Origin of the sequence: Streptomyces sp. KMM 9044 (genome assembly GCF_024701375.2) — a bacterium.
Taxonomy (GTDB): Bacteria; Actinomycetota; Actinomycetes; order Streptomycetales; family Streptomycetaceae; genus Streptomyces.
The window spans coordinates 4,755,304-4,773,532 of the sequence record NZ_CP113910.1 but is presented as its reverse complement, the minus strand read 5'-3'; the positions used below and the strand labels follow the sequence as shown (position 1 = coordinate 4,773,532).

The following is an 18,229-nucleotide window of genomic DNA, read 5'->3' as shown; positions in this document are numbered from 1 at the left end:
TTGTGGCCGTGACGACGACTGTGACGCCCCCGCCCCCCGAGACCACGCCCGCCCAGGAGCGCAAGCGCTCCCGTCTGCCGAAGTCCGCGCGGGCCGGCGGCACCCTGCACGGCGGTCCGATCGCGTACGCGATCCTGATCGTGTTCACGATCGTCTCGCTGTTCCCGCTGGTGTGGACCGCGATCGCCGCCTCCCGGGACAACCAGCGCCTGGCCGAGACGCCGCCGCCGTTCTGGTTCGGCTCGAACCTGTTCAAGAACCTGGAGCTCGCCTGGACCGACGCCAACCTCGGTGAGGCGTTCCTCAACACCACGATCGTGTCCGGCATTTCGGCGGTCACCGTGGTGACCCTGTCGACGATCGCCGGGTTCGCCTTCGCCAAGCTGCGCTTCAAGGGCCGCAACGCGATGATGCTCATCGTGATCGGCACGATGATGGTGCCGCCGCAACTGAGCGTGATCCCGCTGTACATGATGGTCGCCAAGCTGGACTGGACCGACCAGCTGCAGGCGGTGATCTTCCCGTCGCTGGTGAGCGCGTTCGGTGTGTTCTTCATGCGGCAGTACCTGCTCCAGGCGCTGCCGGACGAGATCATCGAGGCCGCCCGGGTCGACGGCGCGAGCAGCTGGCGCGTGGTCTGGCACGTGGTGTTCCCGGCGGCGCGGCCGGCGATGGCCGTGCTGGGCATGCTGATCTTCGTGCAGACCTGGAACGACTTCCTGTGGCCGTTCCTCGTCCTGACCCAGTCCGGCAACCCGACCGTGCAGGTCGCGGTCGCGGGCCTCGGCCGCGGCTTCACCCCGGACCAGTCCCTGATCATGGCGGGCGCGCTGCTCGGCACGCTGCCGCTGCTGCTGGTCTTCGCGGTCTTCGGCAAGCAGATCGTGGGCGGCATCATGCAGGGCGCGGTCAAGGGCTGACCCGCGAACCTCCCTGCTCCGCACAGCCCTTTCCTCCCGGGGGCCGGGCCACCGACGCCTCGGCCCCTGCTCGTCCCGCTTTCCCCGCTTTTCCCGCTTTTCCCGCTTTCCCACTCCTTCCCCCCTGCTCACTCCGACTCGTAGGTCCGCCACGACCTCCTATGGGAGCGCTTCCATGTCTGACTCCGCAACGCCGGTGACCCCGGCGGCCTTTCCCTCCGCCTTCCTCTGGGGCTCCGCGACCTCCGCGTACCAGATCGAGGGCGCGGTGCGGGAGGACGGACGTACCCCGTCCATCTGGGACACCTTCAGCCACACGCCGGGAAAGACCGCCGGCGGCGACACCGGTGACCTCGCCGTCGACCACTACCACCGCTACCGCGACGACGTGGCGATGATGGCGGACCTGGGGCTGGGCGCCTACCGCTTCTCCATCTCCTGGCCCCGGGTACAGCCGACCGGTCGCGGCCCGGCCGTGCAGCGCGGCCTGGACTTCTACCGCAAGCTGGTCGACGAGCTGCTCGAACACGACATCAAGCCGGCCGTCACCCTCTACCACTGGGACCTGCCGCAGGAGCTGGAGGACGCGGGCGGCTGGCCGGAGCGTGACACCGCCTACCGCTTCGCCGAGTACGCGCAGATCGTCGGTGAGGCGCTCGGCGACCGGGTGGAGCAGTGGATCACGCTCAACGAGCCGTGGTGCAGCGCCTTCCTGGGCTACGCGTCCGGCGTGCACGCCCCCGGCCGTACCGACCCGGCGGCCTCGCTGCGGGCCGCCCACCACCTGAACCTGGCCCACGGGCTGGGCGCCAAGGCGCTGCGGTCGGTGATGCCGGCCCGCAACTCCGTCGCGATCAGCCTCAACTCCTCGGTGGTCCGGCCGCTTTCGCCGAGCGACCCGGCGGACCTCGCGGCGGTGCGCACCATCGACGACCTGGCGAACGGCATCTTCCACGGCCCGATCCTGAAGGGCGCCTACCCCGAGACGCTGCTGGAGGCGACCGCGTCGCTCACCGACTGGTCGCACGTCCAGGGCGGTGACCTGGAGCTGATCCACCAGCCGCTGGACGCGCTGGGCCTCAACTACTACACCCCCTCCCTGGTGTCGGCGGCCGACCCCGACGCGAAGGGGCCGCGGGCGGACGGTCACGGGGAGAGCGAGCACTCGCCGTGGCCCGCCGCGGACCACGTGGCCTTCCACCAGGCGCCGGGCGAGCGCACCGAGATGGGGTGGGCCGTCGACCCGACCGGGTTGCACGACCTGATCATGCGGTACACCCGTGAAGCGCCCGGCCTGCCGCTCTACATCACCGAGAACGGCGCCGCGTACGACGACAAGCCCGGCTCCGACGGCACCGTGCAGGACCCGGAGCGGATCGCCTACCTGCACGGTCACCTCTCCGCGGTCCGCCGGGCCCTCACCGACGGCGCGGACGTGCGCGGCTACTACCTGTGGTCCCTGATGGACAACTTCGAGTGGGCATACGGCTACGAGAAGCGGTTCGGCGCGGTCTACGTCGACTACGCGACCCAGGTCCGGACCCCGAAGGCCAGCGCCCTCTGGTACGGCCGGGCGGCCCGGTCGGGCGCCCTCCCGGAGCCGGACGACAGCTGACCCTCCCGGGAACGGGGGAACGGGGGAACGGGGGAACGGGGGAACGGGGCGCGGTGCCCGAGGGGGAGCATCGCGCCCCACGCGGGCGTTCGCGCCCCGCCCGGGGCGCGTCCGGGGCCGTCTTCCTGCCGGGTGGTTCCCGGACAGGTGCCGGGGCAGGCGCGCGCCCCGGCCGGACGGGTACCGGCCGGACGGGTACCGGCCGGACGGGTACCGGCCGGACGGGTACCGGCCGGGGCGCGCCGGTGTGTTCGCCCGGTCAGCGCCGGAGCGCCGGCACCAGGCGCCCCGGACGACGGCGGCGTACGGTCCCGCGGTGGCCGCGGCCCCGGCCGCGGGGTGCTCCCTCGCGACCGTCCAGCTGGATCCAGATCCGTACCTCGGTCCCGCCGAGCACCGACGAGCCGATGCGGACGTCCCCGCCGGTGGCCTCCGCAAGGCGGCGCACGATGTCCAGGCCGAGTCCGGTGGAGCCGTCGCTGCCGGAGCCCCGGCCGCGGGCCATCGCCCCCTCGGGGTCGGGTATGCCAGGGCCCGCGTCGGAGACGAGCACGATCACCGCGTCCTCGCCGTTGTGCACGTCGACCGCGAAGGCGGTGCCCTCGGCGGTGTGCCGGAACACGTTGCCGAGCAGGGCGTCGAGGGCGGCGGCCAGATCGGCACGGGCCACGGGGATGCGTACGGGGGTGTCGGCGCCGGCCACCCGCCACTTGCGGCCCTCGTCCTCGGCGAGCGCCGACCAGAAGACCATCCGCTCGCGGACCACTTCGGCGGCGTCGCAGCCGGCACCGGGACCGGCGGCGGCCGTCTGCGGTTTGGCGTCCCGCGCGGTGCGGATGATGGTGTCGACCTCGCGCTCCAGCTGTTCCACCGCCGCGCGGGTCTGATCGGCGGCCGGTCCGTCGCCCAGCGAGGCGGCGTTGAGCCGCAGCACGGTCAGCGGGGTACGCAGCCGGTGGGACAGGTCTGCTGCCAGTTCCCGCTCGTTGGCCAGGAGTTGCACGACCTGGTCGGCCATGGAGTTGAACGCCACCGCCGCCAGGCGCAGTTCGGTGGGCCCCTTCTCGGGCACCCGCGCCCCCAGCCGGCCCTCCCCCAGTTCGTGCGCGCCCTCGACCAGGCGCTGCGCGGGCCGCACCATCCGTACGCCCAGTCGGTCGGCGACCGCGACCGAGCCGAGGATCAGGGCGGCGCCGACCGCCGCGAGGACCGCCCAGGCCGTGCCCACCCCGTTGGTGACCTCGGCCTCGGGGACGTACACCTCGACCACGGCGATCTCGCCGCTGCTGAGCGCGACCGGCTGGAGCAGTGCGGAGCCGCCGGGCACCTGGGAGGTGGAGACACGGCCCAGGTTCCGTACCGCCTCGACGTCCTCCGCGGTGGCACGCCGGCGGCCGATGTCGAGGGGTTTGTCACCGTCCGCGGCGGGGATGTGCACGGCCATCCCCGCGTCGGCCCCGCCGGAACCCGCGGAGGCGACGACGCGTTCGAGCTGGTCGCGGTCGGTGGTGATGGACAGCGCGGGGGCGACCGCGGCGGCTTCCCGTTCGGCGTTGGAGAAGGCGCGGTCGCGGGCCATCTCGCGGATGACCAGGCCGAGCGGCACCGCGAAGGCGACCACGACCATCGCGGTCACCGCCACGGACACCTTCACCAGGGCCCACCTCATCGCGGCTGCTCCGCTCCGGGGGCCCGGTCGGCGGGCGGCTCCAGTTTCACGCCGACGCCCCGCAGGGTGTGCAGATAGCGCGGCCGGGCGGCCGTCTCCCCCAGTTTCCGGCGCAGCCAGGACAGATGGACGTCGATGGTCTGGTCGTCACCGTACGACTGCTGCCACACCTCGGCGAGGAGTTCCTTGCGGGCGACGACGACCCCGGGCCGCCCGGCGAGGAAGGCGAGGAGGTCGAACTCGCGCCGGGTCAGATCGAGCCGCGCCCCGTCGAGTTCGGCCTGGCGGCGCAGCGGGTCGACGGTCAGTCCGCCGACCCGGATCACCGGGGACGGCGCGGCCTCCCCCGTGAGGGACCGCGCCCGGCGCAGCACGGCCGCCATGCGGGCCGAGAGGTGTTCCACCGAGAAGGGCTTGGTCAGGTAGTCGTCCGCGCCGGCGTTCAACAGCCGCACGATCTCCGCCTCGTCGTCCCGCGCGGTGGCGATGATCACCGGTACGTCCGTGATGCCGCGCAGCATCTTCAGCGCCTCGGAGCCGTCGAGGTCGGGCAGCCCGAGGTCCAGGATGACGACGTCGAACCGGAAATGGGCGACCTCGCGCAACGCCTCCAGCGCCGTCCCCACACTGCGCACGGTGTGCGTGGCGTCGGTCAACTGCCTTATGAGCGCCGATCGTACGAACTGGTCGTCCTCGACCACGAGAACACTTGCCATGGGCGGCACCGTACGCCATGCCGGGCAGGCCGGTGACGGCCTGTGGACAACTCCGGATCCCGGAGGGAGGGCGACACCCCTGGGGCGGGTGAGGCAGTATGACCGGCGATGCGCAAAGGACTCGTACACCTGATGGCCTGGCTGCTCGCCACGGGCGCGGCGGTCACGCTGTCGTGGTGGGGCGTGCACACCGTGATGGAGGGCACCGCCTACGATCCTCCGCGCGCGCTGCCCGTGATGGCCGGGGACGCGACGACGCGGGAGTCGAAGCCGGTGTCGTCCTCGACCCGGCGCCCGTCCGGCGAAGAGGCGCCGAAGAACGCCGAGGAAGGCCGGGGCGACAAGGGCGGTTCGAAGGACAAGGGCGACAGCGAGGGCACGGAGGACGCTGACGCGCAGGCCCCCGAGTCGGCGCAGGAGCCCGGCAGGGCGCCCGCCGCACCCGGCCCGGAACCGGCCGATCCCACGCCGGCCGGCGGCGACCCCGCCCCGGTCGCCTCCGGCGAGGTCAAGGCGTACGACACCGCCGGCGGCCGGGCGGTCTTCGACCTCGGCGAGACGTCCGCGTCACTGGTGTCGGCGACGCCCGGGGCGGGCTGGTCGATGCAGGTGTGGAAGACGGAGTCGTGGATCCGGGTGGAGTTCACGGCCGGCGCGGACCGGGTGTCGGTCTTCTGCACCTGGCACGACGGCCCGCCGCGCGTGGAGATCGGCACCTACTGATCGGCGCCTGCTGATCGGCGCCTGCCGGGTTCAGCGGAACACCGACGCCGGTGGCGCCGGTGAGGCGACCGCCGCCAGGTCGGTGACCGGGGTGGCGCCGCCGGTGAAGTCCCTGAGCTCCGGGCCGTGCTGGACGCGGCCGGGGTGCGGGTCACAGGCGGCGCGGCGGGTCAGTTCGGCGAGCGGGAGGGGCGCGTCGGAGGCGACCAGCACGGCGTTGCCGAAGCGCTTGCCGCGCAGGACCGCCGGGTCGGCGATCAGCGCGAGTTCGGCGAACCGGGCGGCGGCGGTGGCGATCTGGCCGCGCAGATGGGCCAGCGGCGGCCCGTCGGCGAGGTTGGCGGCGTAGACCCCGCCGGGGGCGAGGGCCCTGCGGACGTCGTCCAGGAACTCGGTCGAGGTCAGGTGGGCGGGGGTGCGGGCGCCGCTGAACACGTCGGCGACGACGAGGCCTGCCCCTCCGTCCGCCACCTTCGCGAGCCCTTCGCGGGCGTCCACCGAGCGCACCCTGATCCGCGCTCTGGGGTCCGGCGGCAGCTCCCGGCGGACCAGTCGCACCAGCTTGGCGTCCCGCTCGACGACCTGCTGGGTGGACCGGGGCCGGGTGGCGGCGACGTACCGGGCGAGGGTGAACGCGCCGCCTCCGAGATGCACCGCCTGCAGGGGCCGGCCGGCCGGCGCGACGGTGTCGATGACGTGTCCGAGCCGCCGCTGGTACGCGAAGGAGAGGTACGCGGGATCGTCCAGGTCGACGTACGACTGCGGGGCGTCGTCGATCAGCAGCGTCCACGCCCTCGGGCGCTCCCGGTCGGGGACGAGCCGGGCGGTCCCCCCGTCGACGCTCTCGACGACGACGGCGGCGGCGGCCTGCCCGCGCCCGGAGTTCCTGGTCCTTCCCATGGGGTCATTGTCCCCCGACCGGCACCCGGCACCCGACCCCGCACGGGACCTCTCGCACGGGCACTCCCGCGCGGGCCCCCGCGGCGCCCTCACCGGCAGCTGTTCATCGCGTCGATCAGCCGCTGTGCCTCGCCCAGCGCCTCCCGCAGGGCGGCGGGGTCGGTGGCGAGGCCGACGTCCTCGGGCGGCAGCAGCCAGGCCGATCCCTCCAGCGGCGGCTCGGGGGCGGGCGGCGCGGAGGCCGGGGCCGGCTGCGGCCCGTGGCCGTCGGTCCGTGTGCAGGTGCTGCCGGGCACGTCCCACTCCGCGGCCGTGCCCGAAGGCACCAGGAACCCGAGCGTGCCCCCTCCGTCGTCGTGCAGGACGGGCCCCACCGCGTCGCCCGCCGCCTGTCTCCGGAGGATGTCGATCGCCTCCAGGCCCTGGCGGGCCGGAACCGTCACCACGTCGCAGCAGCCCGGCGGCCCACCGCGCCGCCTTCGGGTTTCACCGCTTTGGCTGGCCACCATCCCGGCCTCCGTCTCTCCGACTCCACCACAACACACTGCCGGGTTCAACGCGTCGGACGGCCAACGGCTACGGCGAAACCTAATAGCACAGAATGGCAGTTCATGGCGGATCACAGACGAGATATCCGCTTTGCGGTCAAACTTTGTGTGGCGGCCCGGTCACAGCAGGTACGTTCTTGCCCGCCGGTACCAGGACCGTGCCCGCGCGGCGCATGGACTCACCATAACGAACCGCAAGGAACCGCCCTGTTGTCCGGCATGGTTCGACGGTTCGCAGAGAGGACCCGGCCATGGCGTCGTCAACGGTGCCCTCGTCCCAGCCCGACCGGCCCCCGCGGCCGAATCCCGTCTTCCGGCAACTGCGCGGACCGCGCTCGCCGGCCGAGTTCGCCGCGGCGGTCCGCCGGGCTGCTCACGAGATCGGCGAGCGGGTCAGCTGTGACGCGCGGTACGTGCACCGGGTGGAGGCGGGCGAGATCCGCTGCCCCAACTACGCCTACGAGCGGGTGTTCCTGCACATGTTCCCCGGCCGGACGCTGACCGACCTGGGCTTCGCGCCCCGTTCCTCGGTCCGCGGACGCCGGGGGCGGGGCGACGGGGGCACCCCCCCGCCCGTCGGGGACCCGGCACTCGTCACGGGTGACACCGGCGGGCCCCCTGAACCGTACGAAACGCGGAACCCGTACCACACGCACCACAACTACGAGGAGAGCGACGTGCTGCGTCGCGCATTCATGACCGGCGGAAGCGCCACGGTGGCCGCCGCCTCGCTGGGCCCGATCGCCCTCGCCCCGGACGCCTCGGCGGCACAGCGCGCCGTGCGCCGCCCGGGCGCGAGCGACGCCGGAGCCCTGGAAGACGCCGTCCGCCACATCCGGCTGCTCGACGACCGGCACGGGGCCGACGGCCTCTACCGGCGGGCCGCCGCACCGCTGCGCGCCGCCTACGCCCTGCTCGACGCCGGCGCGACCCGGCAGCGCACCGTGGACCGGCTGTACGCGGGCGCCGGTGAACTCGCCATCTCGGTGGGCTGGCTGGCACACGACTCGGGCCGCTTCGACGACGCCCGCTCGCACTATGCGGAGGCGCTGGCGACCGCGCGGGTGACGGGGGACCCCGGGCTCGAGGCGCACGCCTTCTGCAACACGGCGTTCCTCGCCCGCGACGCGGGCCGGCCGCGGGAGGCGGTGCGGGCGGCGCAGGCCGCGCAGCGGGCCGCGCGCCCGCTCGGCTCTCCCCATCTGATGTCACTGCTGGCGCTGCGCGAGGCGGGCGGCTGGGCCGGGCTCGCCGACCGGGCGGGCTGCGAACAGGCGCTGGCCCGCGCGCAGGCCTACTTCGACCGCGGGCCCACGCCGGCCGACCCCGAGTGGATGACCTTCTACGGGGAGGCCGAACTGGAGTGCCTGGAGGCGCAGTGCTGGTCCACCCTCGGCGACTGGCCGCGGGCGGCCCGGCACGCGCGGCGGGCGGCGGAGCTCCAGGACCCGCACTTCACCCGCAACATCGCGCTGTACACGGCGGAGCTGGCGGACGACCTGGCACGCGGCGGACTCCCGGACGAAGCGGCCTCGGCCGGGATGCGGGTGCTGGACCTGCTGCCGGAGGTCCAGTCGTGCCGGGTCCGGACGATACTGGCGGGCACCGCCCGCGTCCTGCTCCCGCACCGCCGCGCCTCGGGCGTCTCGGCCTTCCTGGACCGCCACGCCTCACTCCCCCGCGCGGTGTGACCGGCAGGGACCGGGGTCAGCCCGCCAGGTGTCCCAGGTCGTTCCAGCTCTCGACGGCCGGTTCCCCGTACGCCCAGCCCAGGACCGACAGGGAGGTCGGGCTGAGGCGGATGCGGGCGGCGAAGCCGAGCGGCAGCCCCAGCCAGCGGGCACCGATGGAGCGCAGGATGTGCCCGTGGGCGAAGACCAGGACGTCCCGGTCGGCGGAGCGCGCCCAGGTGACCACCTCGTCCGCGCGGGCCGTCACCTCGGCGAGGCTCTCCCCCTCGGGGACACCGTCCCGCCAGATCAGCCAGCCGGGGCGGCCCGCCTGTATCTCCGCGGGGGTCAGGCCCTCGTAGGCGCCGTAGTGCCACTCCATGAGGGTGTCCCAGGGCTGCGCGCGCTCACCGAACCCGGCGAGTTCGCAGGTCTCGCGCGCGCGGGCAAGCGGGCTGGCGCGCACCTCGACGTCCGGCATCCCGTCGTACGGCGGGCGGTGCAGGCGTTCCCCGAGCAGCTTGGCGCCCCGCCGGCCCTCCTCCAGCAGCGGCACGTCGGTCCTGCCGGTGTGCTTGCCGGACAGCGACCACGCCGTCTGTCCGTGCCGGGCCAGCAGCATGCGCGGTGCCATGGGAGACCTTCCGGGAGAAAACGCAGGCGGAACCCCTCCATCATCGCGCACCCTGGTCGCGGGCAACCCGGTGGGCGATCGCGGCGTCTATCAGGGCCGGGGCGCCTCGGCGGGGGCGCGAGCACGCCGTAGAGTGGCCGACCACCATTTGGGCGCCGCGCAGCGACGAGGGGGAGGGCAGTCGGATGCCGCACCGCGAGACACCGGGTACCGAAGGGGCCCCGGCGACCCGGCTGCGCTGGTGGACCGAGCTGCCGCTGATCCTTCTCGTGTACGCCTGCTACTCGGCGGGACGGGTGTTCGTCCGGGGTGACGTCACCGACGCCGTGAACCACGGTCTGGCGATCCTGCGCATCGAACAGGCGCTGCATCTCAACGCCGAGCACCCGCTGAACCGGCTCCTCACCCGCGAACCGTGGCTCGGGATCCCGGCCGACTTCTGGTACGCGTCGCTGCACTACCTGGTGACGCCCGCGCTCCTGGTCTGGCTGTTCCGCTCCCGCGCGGTGCACTTCCGTGCCGCCCGCACCTGGCTGATGACGTCGACGTTCATCGGGCTGATCGGCTTCACCCTGCTGCCCACCTGCCCGCCCCGGCTGCTCGACGCGAGCCACGGCTTCGTCGACACGATGGCCCAGTACAGCTCCTACGGCTGGTGGGCCGGCGAGGCCAGCGCCCCCAGGGGACTGGGCGGCCTGACCAACCAGTACGCGGCGATGCCGAGCCTGCACGTGGGCTGGGCCCTGTGGTGCGGCGTGGTCCTGTGGCGGCACGGCGGTACGCGGTTGGCGAGGACGGCCGGTGTCGTCTACCCACTGGTGACGCTCGTTGTGGTGATGGGCACCGCCAACCACTACTTCCTCGACGCGGTCGCGGGCGCCGCCGTGATGGGCGCCGGACTGCTGCTCACGCCGGTCGTGCTGCGGAACGCGGACCGGGCGAAGGCCGTCGTACTGCCGCGTCTCGCACCGCAGTTCGCACCGCAGTTCGCACCGCAGTTCGCACGACGTTCCGCACCGGCCGAAGTGGCCTCGTCCGTCCCGGGTTCCCCGATTGTCAGTGCCGGATGCCAGACTTCCGCGGGTGAGCAATTTCCACGGCAGTGGCAGCAGCAGCTCGAGCCACGGTTCACCCCCGGAACCGAGCCGGACGTCTCCCCTCCAGCCCGGGGAGAAGACGACCGGACAGCTGCGGTACCGGCTCGCTGAGCTGCGCGGTCCTGGCGTACGGGCCAAGGCGCTGGACGCGCGCGCCCTGGCCGCCCTGGCCGCCAACCCGGGCTGCGAGCGGCGCGCGATCCTCGACGGCGCGGGGGTGGACAAGGCCACGCTCGCGGACGCGCTGGGCTCCCCGTCGGTCTTCGGCCAGTCCCAGTTCGCGTTCGTCCGGGGCAACGCGTTCGAGGCCAGGGTCAAGGCGGACGGCGGCACGGAGTTGCTGCGACTGGTCCACGAGAAGCTGGACCGCTCCGCCGAACCGCCCGCCGCCGTGCGCGTCCCGGACCTGTCCGCGGCGGGCCACGAGGGGCGTCGGGCGCGTACGGAGCTGGCGCTGGGCGAGGCCGTCCGGGCGCCGGGCGAGTGGACGCTGCTCGACCACCCGCTGCTCGCGCTGGACGTCGCGGGTTCGCCGGCGTTCCTGGAGCCGGACGCGGTGGTGGTGCACCCGGACGGCGGTTGGACGGTCGTGGAGATCAAGTCCTTCCCTCTCCTGGACGGTTCGGCCGACCCGGCGAAGGTCGGTGCGGCCTCCCGGCAGGCCGCGGTGTACGTGCTCGCGCTGGAGGAGGTCGCCGCCCGCCTCGCCGCCGCCCCGGACACCGCCGCTCCCCGCGTGCGGCACCGGATTCTGCTGGTGTGTCCCAAGGACTTCTCCAACCTGCCGACCGCGTCCGCCGTGGACGTGCGCAAGCAGCGCGCGGTGACCGCCCGTCAGCTCGCCCGGCTCACCCGGATCGAGAGCATCGCGGACGCGCTCCCCGAGGGCACCTGCTTCGCCCCCGAGCTGCCCCGCGACCGGCTGGCGGCGTCGGTGGAGTCCGTTCCGGCGAGTTACGCGCCGGAGTGCCTGTCCGCGTGCGAGCTGGCCTTCCACTGCCGGGACCGCTCCCGCGCGCAGGACGCGGTGACCGCCCTGGGCCGTCCGGTCCGCGCCGAGTTGGGCGGTCTGACGACGGTCGAGGACGTCCTGGCGGCGTCCCGCGGCGAGCTCGGGGATCCCGACGATCCGACGGTCGCAGCCCTGCGCCGGGCGGCGGCCCTGCGCACGGAGGCCCTCGCCGGCACGGCGGGACCCGTCCGTGCGTCCGTCCGTGCGGAGGTGGCCCCTTGTCGCTGATCGTCACCCTCGCCCGCCTCGAGGCCGTCAGCACCGGCCGCGCCCAGCCCGCCGCCACCGTCCGGCACCGGCATCTGTCCGAGCGGCCCCTGGTGTTCGTGCCGCTGACCACCGCCGGTGAGGCGGGCGCCCCGCTCGGCGCGCTGGTGGGCACCGACCGGGACGCGCCCCGACTGCTGGCCGTACCGCAGCCGCGCGACCGCGACCTCAGGTTCGCGTTCCTGGCCGAACTGGCCGACGTGGTCCTGCCCTACATCGACAACTGCACCGAGGCCGTGGAGGCCGCGGAGCGCAGCGAGACCGACCCGGAGACCGGCAAGCGGGTCAAGGTCGAGGTCGAACTGTGCGCGGACGCACCGCAGCTGATCGTGCCGAGCCGGGCCGGTGTCGACCTCGTACGGCTCCTCGGCCGTTCCACCCGGTTTCGGCGCACGGCGGAGCAGGACCCGGAGGCGCCCTTCCCCGCGCCGCCCCGGGTGCCGTTGCTCGGGCGGTGGCTGACGCACTTCGGGGAGCGGGCCAGGGTGCCCGGATCGTCGTTGCTGGCGGCCATGACCGACCTGCTGGGCCGGCACTGGGCGACCGGGCAGTCCACTCTGGAGGACCAGCACCTGGGGGCGCTGCTCGCGTGGATCGACCCGCCCGCGGGGCGCTCGGGCGCCGAGGCCGCGCGGGAGGCGGAGCTGGCGCGGGACGCCGACGGGCAGTTGCGGTGCCCGCCCGCGGGCCCGGCGACCGACCCGGCCTTCGACAACAGGCTGCTCGCCCCGGCGATCGAGCGGTACGACCGGGCCCGTACGGCGCTCGCCGCCGCGCAGGACGGCCCGGAGGCCGACGAGCGGCTCGGCGCGCTGACGGCGGCGGAGCGGGAGATCCGCGAGTTGGTTCAGAGCCGTACGCGGCCCACCTGGGACGCGGTGTGGCGGGGCCTGGACCTGCTGCGGGCGCTTCCCCGGGGCGCGCGGGTCGAGGAGCGGTGGACGCGCGACCGCTGGTCGTTCACCGGTCACCGGGACCGGGTGCTGGCCGGAGAGCCGCCCCAGCCGCGCCGCGACGACGCGGTGGCCGCGGCCAACAAGCTCGCCACGCGCGAGCGGGAGCAGGCCCGGCTGGAAGCACAGGAGGCCCTCGACGATCCGCTGGTGATGGCGGGCCGGCGGCTGTCCGGGGAGGCGTTCGCGGGCGAGGTCACCGATGTCGTCATGGCGTACAGCGAGAGCAGGCGGCCGAGCCCCCGCCCGCTGGTCACCGTCCGCACGGACGACCGTCCGCACCTGGGCGGGCGGACCCGCGTGTACCGCTCCCTGGGCGGAAAGCCGCAGGCGGCCGAGTTCGTCGCCGCGGAGGAGGACGGGTCCCTGCTCATTCTGCGGATCATGGACAGGATGGGCCGCGGCAAGGAGCCGGAGGAGGGCTCGGTGCCGGAGAGGGGCGACCTCGTCCTCTTCACGCTGTTCGCGCACGAACCGCGCGGCGGGGCGAAGCTGCCCGACCCGGAGGAGACCCCGTGGACGCACGGCGGGCCGCCCGGTGAGGCGGCCGCCACAGCGGAGGCCGCCGACCCGGTGACCGAGGAGGACGTGCTGTGAACCCTCCCCCTCGCGGGCGAGGAGGATTCCCGGCTCACGCCGCCCCTCCGTTCGGCGAACGGCCCGGTCATACGCGATCGGCACCAGCCGGGTTGGCACCAGCCCGGTTTCCCCGGAGATTGGAGCTTGCTGTGCCAGCCTGGTTCTCGCTCAGCACACCGCGATACCACCGTGCGTCGACGAACCGGAACTCCCGGTGACCGCCTCTGTGCGGGAAGCCGGTCCCGACCCCGGCGCAGCCGCCGCCCAAGCCACCGACGCGATCCTGCGCGACACCCTGCACGGCACCGAGCGCGGCGTGGTCGTCGACTCCCCGCCCGGCGCCGGCAAGTCCACGCTCGTGGTCCGCGCGGCGCTGGAACTGGCCGACGCGGGCCGCCCGTTGATGGTGGTGGCGCAGACCAACGCCCAGGTGGACGACCTGGTGCTGCGGCTCGCGGAGAAGAACCCCGGGCTGCCGGTCGGCCGGCTGCACAGCAGTGACACCGATCCGTACGACAAGGCGCTGGACGGGCTGGACAACGTCCGCAAGTCGGCGAAGGCGTCCGACCTCGCGGGGCTCGGCGTGGTCATCTCGACGGCCGCCAAGTGGGCGCACGTCAAGGGCGTCGAGCCGTGGGCGCACGCGATCGTCGACGAGGCATACCAGATGCGCTCGGACGCGCTGCTCGCCGTGGCCGGACTGTTCGAGCGGGCGCTGTTCGTGGGAGATCCGGGGCAGTTGGACCCGTTCTCGATCGTGGGCAGCGAGCAGTGGGCGGGGCTGTCGTACGACCCGTCCGCGTCCGCCGTGACCACACTGCTCGCGCACAATCCCGAGCTGCCGCAGCACCGGCTGCCGGTGTCGTGGCGGCTGCCCGCCTCGGCGGCGCCCCTGGTGTCGGACGCGTTCTATCCGTATACGCCCTTCCGCAGCGGCACCGGCCACGGCGACCGGCGGCTCGCGCTCGGGGTGCCGTCAAACGGTTCGGGGCCCGACCGGGTGATCGACGAGGCCGCCGCGTCGGGCTGGGGGCTGCTGGAGCTGCCCGCCCGGCACACCCCGCGCACGGATCCGGAGGCGGTGCGGGCGCTGGCGCTGGTCGTGCGCCGGCTGCTGGACCGGCAGGGCGCGTCGCTCTCGGAACGGGCCGAGGACGCGGTGCCGCTCACCGCCGACCGGATCGCCGTGGGCACCGCGCACCGCGACCAGGCGGCGGCGGTACGGGCGGCGCTGGCCGGGCTGGGGGCGGCGGACGTCACCGTGGACACGGCGAACCGGCTCCAGGGGCGTGAGTTCGACGTCACGGTGGTGCTGCACCCGTTGTCCGGTCGTCCCGACGCCACGGCCTTCCATCTGGAGACGGGCCGGCTGTGCGTGCTGGCCTCCCGGCACCGGCATGCCTGCATCGTGGTGTGCCGCGCGGGCGTCGACGAGCTGCTGGACGCCTACCCGTCGACGGAACCGGTCCAGCTGGGCACCCTCGTGAAGTTCCCGGACGGCTGGGAGGCCAACCACGCCGTCCTGGCCCACCTCGCACACCACCGAATCACCTGGCAGCCCTGACCACCACCCGGCCGGCACAGCACCCCCAACCCACCGGACGGAGTCCGGCGCACCCCCAAAAGCGGCCGACGGCCACAGCTCGGACAGTCCGCAGACCCACCACGCCGTCCCGGCCCACCTCGCACACCACCGAATCACCTGGCAGCCCTGACCACCACCCGGCCGGCACAGCACCCCCAACCCACCGGACGGAGTCCGGCGCACCCCCAAAAGCGGCCGACGGCCACAGCTCGGACAGTCCGCAGACCCACCACGCCGTCCCGGCCCACCTCGCACACCACCGAATCACCTGGCAGCCCTGACCTCACCGGCCCCGAGGCCCTCTTGCGGGGCGCGCGAGAATGGAAGGAGGCCCGCTCCTCCAGGCGGGTAGAAGCGCCACCATGCACGTATGCACAAGGACGAAGGAGAAGACATGGCGGAGCCCACGCCGCGTCGGGACGAACCGCGGCTACGCCCCGCGCCCCTGCTGTTCGAGCCCACGGCAGCGGCCGCCGACCCGGAGCACTTCTTCGACCTGGAGTCGATCGACGATCCGCGCGTGCTGCTGGAGCGGGCGACGGAGCTGACGCTCGCGTTCCGTGCGGCGGCGGACCGGGCGATGGAGTTCCAGGCGATGGCGGCGGCCCAGCTGGCCGACCCCCGGCACTTCGACCGGCTGACGGCCGCCGACATCGCCGAGCGGGCCGAGTGGACCGAGGACTACGCGAAGAAGATGGTCGAGTTCGGCCGGGACCTGCTGCGCGGGGGCGAGGGCCGGGACCACGTCGACCCCGCGTGAGGGCACCACGCCCTCTGTGACCGCCACCGGGCCTCCCCCGGATTCGCCCGGTCGAACAGATATGGCATATGCCAGGCGGGCACGATACCCCCTCACCGCCTCCCTGTCCCCGGTTCCCGCAACCCTGGGCGGTCGCCCCCTCACCGCCGGTAGACAGACGGCATGAGCAGTGCACGCAAGGCCCCCGACCTCAGCGGCGTCACCGATGCCACGGACATCACCCCGGACGGTGCCGCCTGGCTCGCCTCCGCGGGAACGTATCCGCGCAGCACTCTCTCCCTCTGGGAGGAGCGGCCGGACGCGCCGGTCGTGCTGCCCTGCGGCTCCGTCTTCGACGTGGTGAGCACTCCCTCCACCCTCGGGCGCCGGATGCTGGACCGGATGTGGGACGAGGGGCCTGGCTCCGGCCCGGTGGCCGGGTTCCGCGGCCGGATGCTGCTGTTCGCGGCGCCCGGCACCGCCCAGCGGCTCCCCGCGCTGCTGGAGTCGGAGGAGTGGGACGCCCGCGACAGGGGCCCCGGGGAGGCCGGCCGTACGGGCGGGGTCCCGCCGCTGCTGTGCCACGGCACCGGTGACGCGGTGACCGTGCCGGCCCCGGCTCCCGGCGCCGGCACGGCCGGCTCCGGCTCGCGCTGGCTGGTGGCCCCGGACATACGTCACCCCTGGCTGCCGGGTCCGGAGGTGCTGCTCTGGGCGGTCGTACGAGCGGCCCGCGCGGCCGTGCGGATATCGATTTTTCCTCCCACCGATCAGGGTGCTAATGTCTACGACGTCAGCAGGCGCCGCTAGCTCAGTTGGTTAGAGCAGCTGACTCTTAATCAGCGGGTCCGGGGTTCGAGTCCCTGGCGGCGCACGACACGGAAAGGCCTCTTGCCACGGCAAGGGGCCTTTTACGCGTCTGCGCCTCCGCCGTCGCCCCGGCCCACGCCGATCTGCACCGTCCAGGCCCCCGAGGCGGTACGCCCCTCCACCTCCACCCGTACGCCGTCCCCCGGCACCGTGAAGCTCTCACCGAGGGCGACCGGGGCGTCCGCGAGGGCCGGGTAGACCGAGTCCCTCCAGCAGGCCTCCGTGTGCGGGTGGGCGTCGATCACCTGGACGGGTCCCTCACCGGACCGGGTCGTGCCGTGCACCCGGTACACCAGCACCCCCGACCGGCAGGCCTCCGCGTCGTCGCCGACGGGTGCCCGCACTTCGAAGGCGAGCACGGTGTCCGGGCCGGTGCGCACCAGCGCGAGCTTGGTGCCCCGGCCCAGCCCGAAGGCCGGCGCGCCGGCGGCACCCGTCGTCGGCACCCCGGGCCCCACCGCGAGCGGTTCCAGCGTCAGCCGTACCGGTCCCGTGCCCTGTACGCACCGCACCTGCCGGGGCTCCAGCCAGCCCAGCTTCCATTTGTGCCAGCCGAACAGGTCGGGGGCGAGGGCGAACTGGCTTCCCATCAGGTCCCAGTCACCGACGTGGGTGTCCCAGTCGCCCTTGCCGTCCACGGGCCGGTGGTAGAGGTCGGGGAGGTCGAAGACGTGGCCGGTCTCGTGGGCGAGGACCAGCCGGTCCGGGGGATGCTCCTCGAACACGGTGACGACCCGGCGGATGTCGGTGCCGTCCGCCTGCAGCGGGGTGTCCAGGTTGACGACCTTCGTGGCGTCGGAGTCCACACCGGGGGCGTCCGGGTCGGCGACGAAGTAGACGACGTCGTACCGCGAGAAGTCGACCCGCGGGTCGGCTGCGGCGAGCGCGTCGCGCAGATAGGCGGACCGGTGCCGTGTGGTCCAGTCGCGCTGTACGGCGTACGCGGTGGACGGGCGGGGCATACGGATCCAGTCGCGCAGGGCGTGCGGGCGCAGGGAGAAACTGCCGTAGGAGGCCCGGTGGAAGAAGTCGCTGGTGGCGGGGAAGTGGTCGGCGGTCAGTTCCTCGGGGGTGGTCAGCGGGTGCGAGTCCGGGAAGGACAGGAAGACCATGACCGCGTCCAGCCGGCCGGCCGGCCGGGGGTAGGCGGCGTTCCAGGTGTCGAGGCCCTCCGAGTGGTGCGCGTCGGTGCGGATCAGGGCGCACGGCGCCGCGGAGAACGGCTCGGCGTCGGAGGGGGCGCTCATCACGGAGGTCGCGGCGAGCGCCGACATGGTGGTGCACACGGCCGCCGTGCTGCGCAGCCGGGGGCGCGCCGACGGCCCGCCGGACCACGGCCCCGGCCAGAATCCCGGCCGGCCCGGCCTCTGCAGCCCCGCCCTCAGCCGCTCCGTCACTCCCGGACGGACCCTCAGACGGCCCAACCCCCTCAGAGCCTCACGACCGAGCCCTCTCGGGGGGAGCTGACGCGGCACGGAGACCTCCGGGAGACGGTTCACGGGACACCGCACCCAGCCTGTGGGGATTTACAGTCATATGCCCTTTTTGTCTGCACCAGACGAGTGAGGGGGGCCGGAATCCGTTCACGGACGACACCTCGAACCACTCACGGAACGTCACAACCGGTCGGAGGCCCGAAGAAGTCACCCACCTCCGAGCAGAAACGATCTGGCAGAGATGCGGGACCGTCCTGGACACTGGAGAGTGACTGGAAGGGCTTCAGCAAGGCCTC

The 18,229-nt window shown here is 73.7% G+C and carries 16 protein-coding genes and 1 tRNA gene; 11 read left to right on the top strand and 6 right to left on the bottom strand.

Annotation, left to right across the window (positions count from 1 at the left end; translation table 11 throughout):
- The first annotated feature begins 8 nt into the window (after positions 1–8).
- Positions 9–920 carry a carbohydrate ABC transporter permease gene (locus HUV60_RS21495; protein ID WP_257848874.1) on the top strand — a complete coding sequence of 304 codons (912 nt, stop codon included), beginning with the start codon at positions 9–11 and terminating at the stop codon, positions 918–920.
- A 175-nt stretch (positions 921–1,095) separates the two neighbouring features.
- Entirely contained in the window at positions 1,096–2,535 is a 1,440-nt protein-coding gene (locus HUV60_RS21490) for a GH1 family beta-glucosidase (RefSeq protein ID WP_257848873.1), read from the top strand.
- Between the two features lie 259 nt (positions 2,536–2,794).
- On the opposite strand, the gene HUV60_RS21485 is transcribed toward HUV60_RS21490, so the two are convergent.
- A complete protein-coding gene (locus HUV60_RS21485; protein ID WP_257848872.1) occupies positions 2,795–4,204 on the bottom strand; it encodes a sensor histidine kinase in 1,410 nt (469 codons plus the stop codon).
- Positions 4,201–4,920: a response regulator transcription factor gene (locus tag HUV60_RS21480; protein WP_257848871.1), complete on the bottom strand. Its 720-nt coding sequence runs from the start codon at positions 4,918–4,920 to the stop codon at positions 4,201–4,203. Before HUV60_RS21480 ends, HUV60_RS21485 begins: the two co-directional genes overlap by 4 nt.
- Positions 4,921–5,028: 108 nt before the next feature.
- Here HUV60_RS21480 and HUV60_RS21475 point away from each other — a divergent pair, with 108 nt between their 5' ends.
- Complete coding sequence (locus HUV60_RS21475; RefSeq protein ID WP_257848870.1) at positions 5,029–5,643, top strand: hypothetical protein; 615 nt, start codon at positions 5,029–5,031, stop codon at positions 5,641–5,643.
- 30 nt (positions 5,644–5,673) lie between these two features.
- Here the strand turns inward: HUV60_RS21475 and HUV60_RS21470 are convergent, their stop codons facing one another.
- Both HUV60_RS21470 and HUV60_RS21465 read right to left on the bottom strand, forming a co-directional pair.
- The gene (locus HUV60_RS21470) at positions 5,674–6,543 is read right to left on the bottom strand and encodes a spermidine synthase (protein WP_257848869.1); all 870 of its coding nucleotides are present in this window, start codon (positions 6,541–6,543) and stop codon (positions 5,674–5,676) included.
- A gap of 89 nt (positions 6,544–6,632) precedes the next feature.
- Positions 6,633–7,052, bottom strand: a complete 420-nt coding sequence (locus tag HUV60_RS21465; RefSeq protein WP_257848868.1) for a hypothetical protein — start codon at positions 7,050–7,052, stop codon at positions 6,633–6,635.
- A gap of 290 nt (positions 7,053–7,342) precedes the next feature.
- On the opposite strand from HUV60_RS21465, the gene HUV60_RS21460 reads away from it, so the two are divergent.
- A complete protein-coding gene (locus HUV60_RS21460; protein ID WP_257848867.1) occupies positions 7,343–8,782 on the top strand; it encodes a hypothetical protein in 1,440 nt (479 codons plus the stop codon).
- A gap of 16 nt (positions 8,783–8,798) precedes the next feature.
- On the opposite strand, the gene HUV60_RS21455 is transcribed toward HUV60_RS21460, so the two are convergent.
- Positions 8,799–9,395, bottom strand: a complete 597-nt coding sequence (locus HUV60_RS21455) for a histidine phosphatase family protein (RefSeq protein WP_257848866.1) — start codon at positions 9,393–9,395, stop codon at positions 8,799–8,801.
- A gap of 185 nt (positions 9,396–9,580) precedes the next feature.
- Between HUV60_RS21455 and HUV60_RS21450 the strand changes: the two genes are divergently transcribed.
- From HUV60_RS21450 to HUV60_RS21420, 7 genes are all read left to right on the top strand, one after another.
- Positions 9,581–10,603 (top strand): phosphatase PAP2 family protein, encoded by a 1,023-nt coding sequence (locus HUV60_RS21450; RefSeq protein WP_257848865.1) that lies wholly within the window; start codon positions 9,581–9,583, stop codon positions 10,601–10,603.
- On the top strand, positions 10,584–11,732 hold the full coding sequence (locus HUV60_RS21445; RefSeq protein WP_257850196.1) for a hypothetical protein: 1,149 nt from the start codon (positions 10,584–10,586) through the stop codon (positions 11,730–11,732). Before HUV60_RS21450 ends, HUV60_RS21445 begins: the two co-directional genes overlap by 20 nt.
- Positions 11,723–13,321: a hypothetical protein gene (locus HUV60_RS21440; RefSeq protein ID WP_257848864.1), complete on the top strand. Its 1,599-nt coding sequence runs from the start codon at positions 11,723–11,725 to the stop codon at positions 13,319–13,321. Before HUV60_RS21445 ends, HUV60_RS21440 begins: the two co-directional genes overlap by 10 nt.
- Positions 13,322–13,517: 196 nt before the next feature.
- Positions 13,518–14,867, top strand: coding sequence for an AAA family ATPase (locus HUV60_RS21435; RefSeq protein ID WP_257848863.1), 1,350 nt, complete (start codon positions 13,518–13,520; stop codon positions 14,865–14,867).
- Positions 14,868–15,282: 415 nt separating this feature from the next.
- Positions 15,283–15,648 (top strand): hypothetical protein, encoded by a 366-nt coding sequence (locus HUV60_RS21430; protein ID WP_257848862.1) that lies wholly within the window; start codon positions 15,283–15,285, stop codon positions 15,646–15,648.
- A 162-nt stretch (positions 15,649–15,810) separates the two neighbouring features.
- Positions 15,811–16,437, top strand: coding sequence for a bifunctional DNA primase/polymerase (locus HUV60_RS21425; RefSeq protein ID WP_257848861.1), 627 nt, complete (start codon positions 15,811–15,813; stop codon positions 16,435–16,437).
- A tRNA-Lys gene (locus HUV60_RS21420) sits at positions 16,428–16,501 on the top strand. The genes HUV60_RS21425 and HUV60_RS21420 overlap by 10 nt, the downstream gene beginning before the upstream one ends.
- Positions 16,502–16,538: 37 nt before the next feature.
- Here the strand turns inward: HUV60_RS21420 and HUV60_RS21415 are convergent.
- Complete coding sequence (locus tag HUV60_RS21415) at positions 16,539–17,972, bottom strand: M6 family metalloprotease domain-containing protein (protein ID WP_443047538.1); 1,434 nt, start codon at positions 17,970–17,972, stop codon at positions 16,539–16,541.
- Between the last annotated feature and the right edge of the window lie 257 nt (positions 17,973–18,229).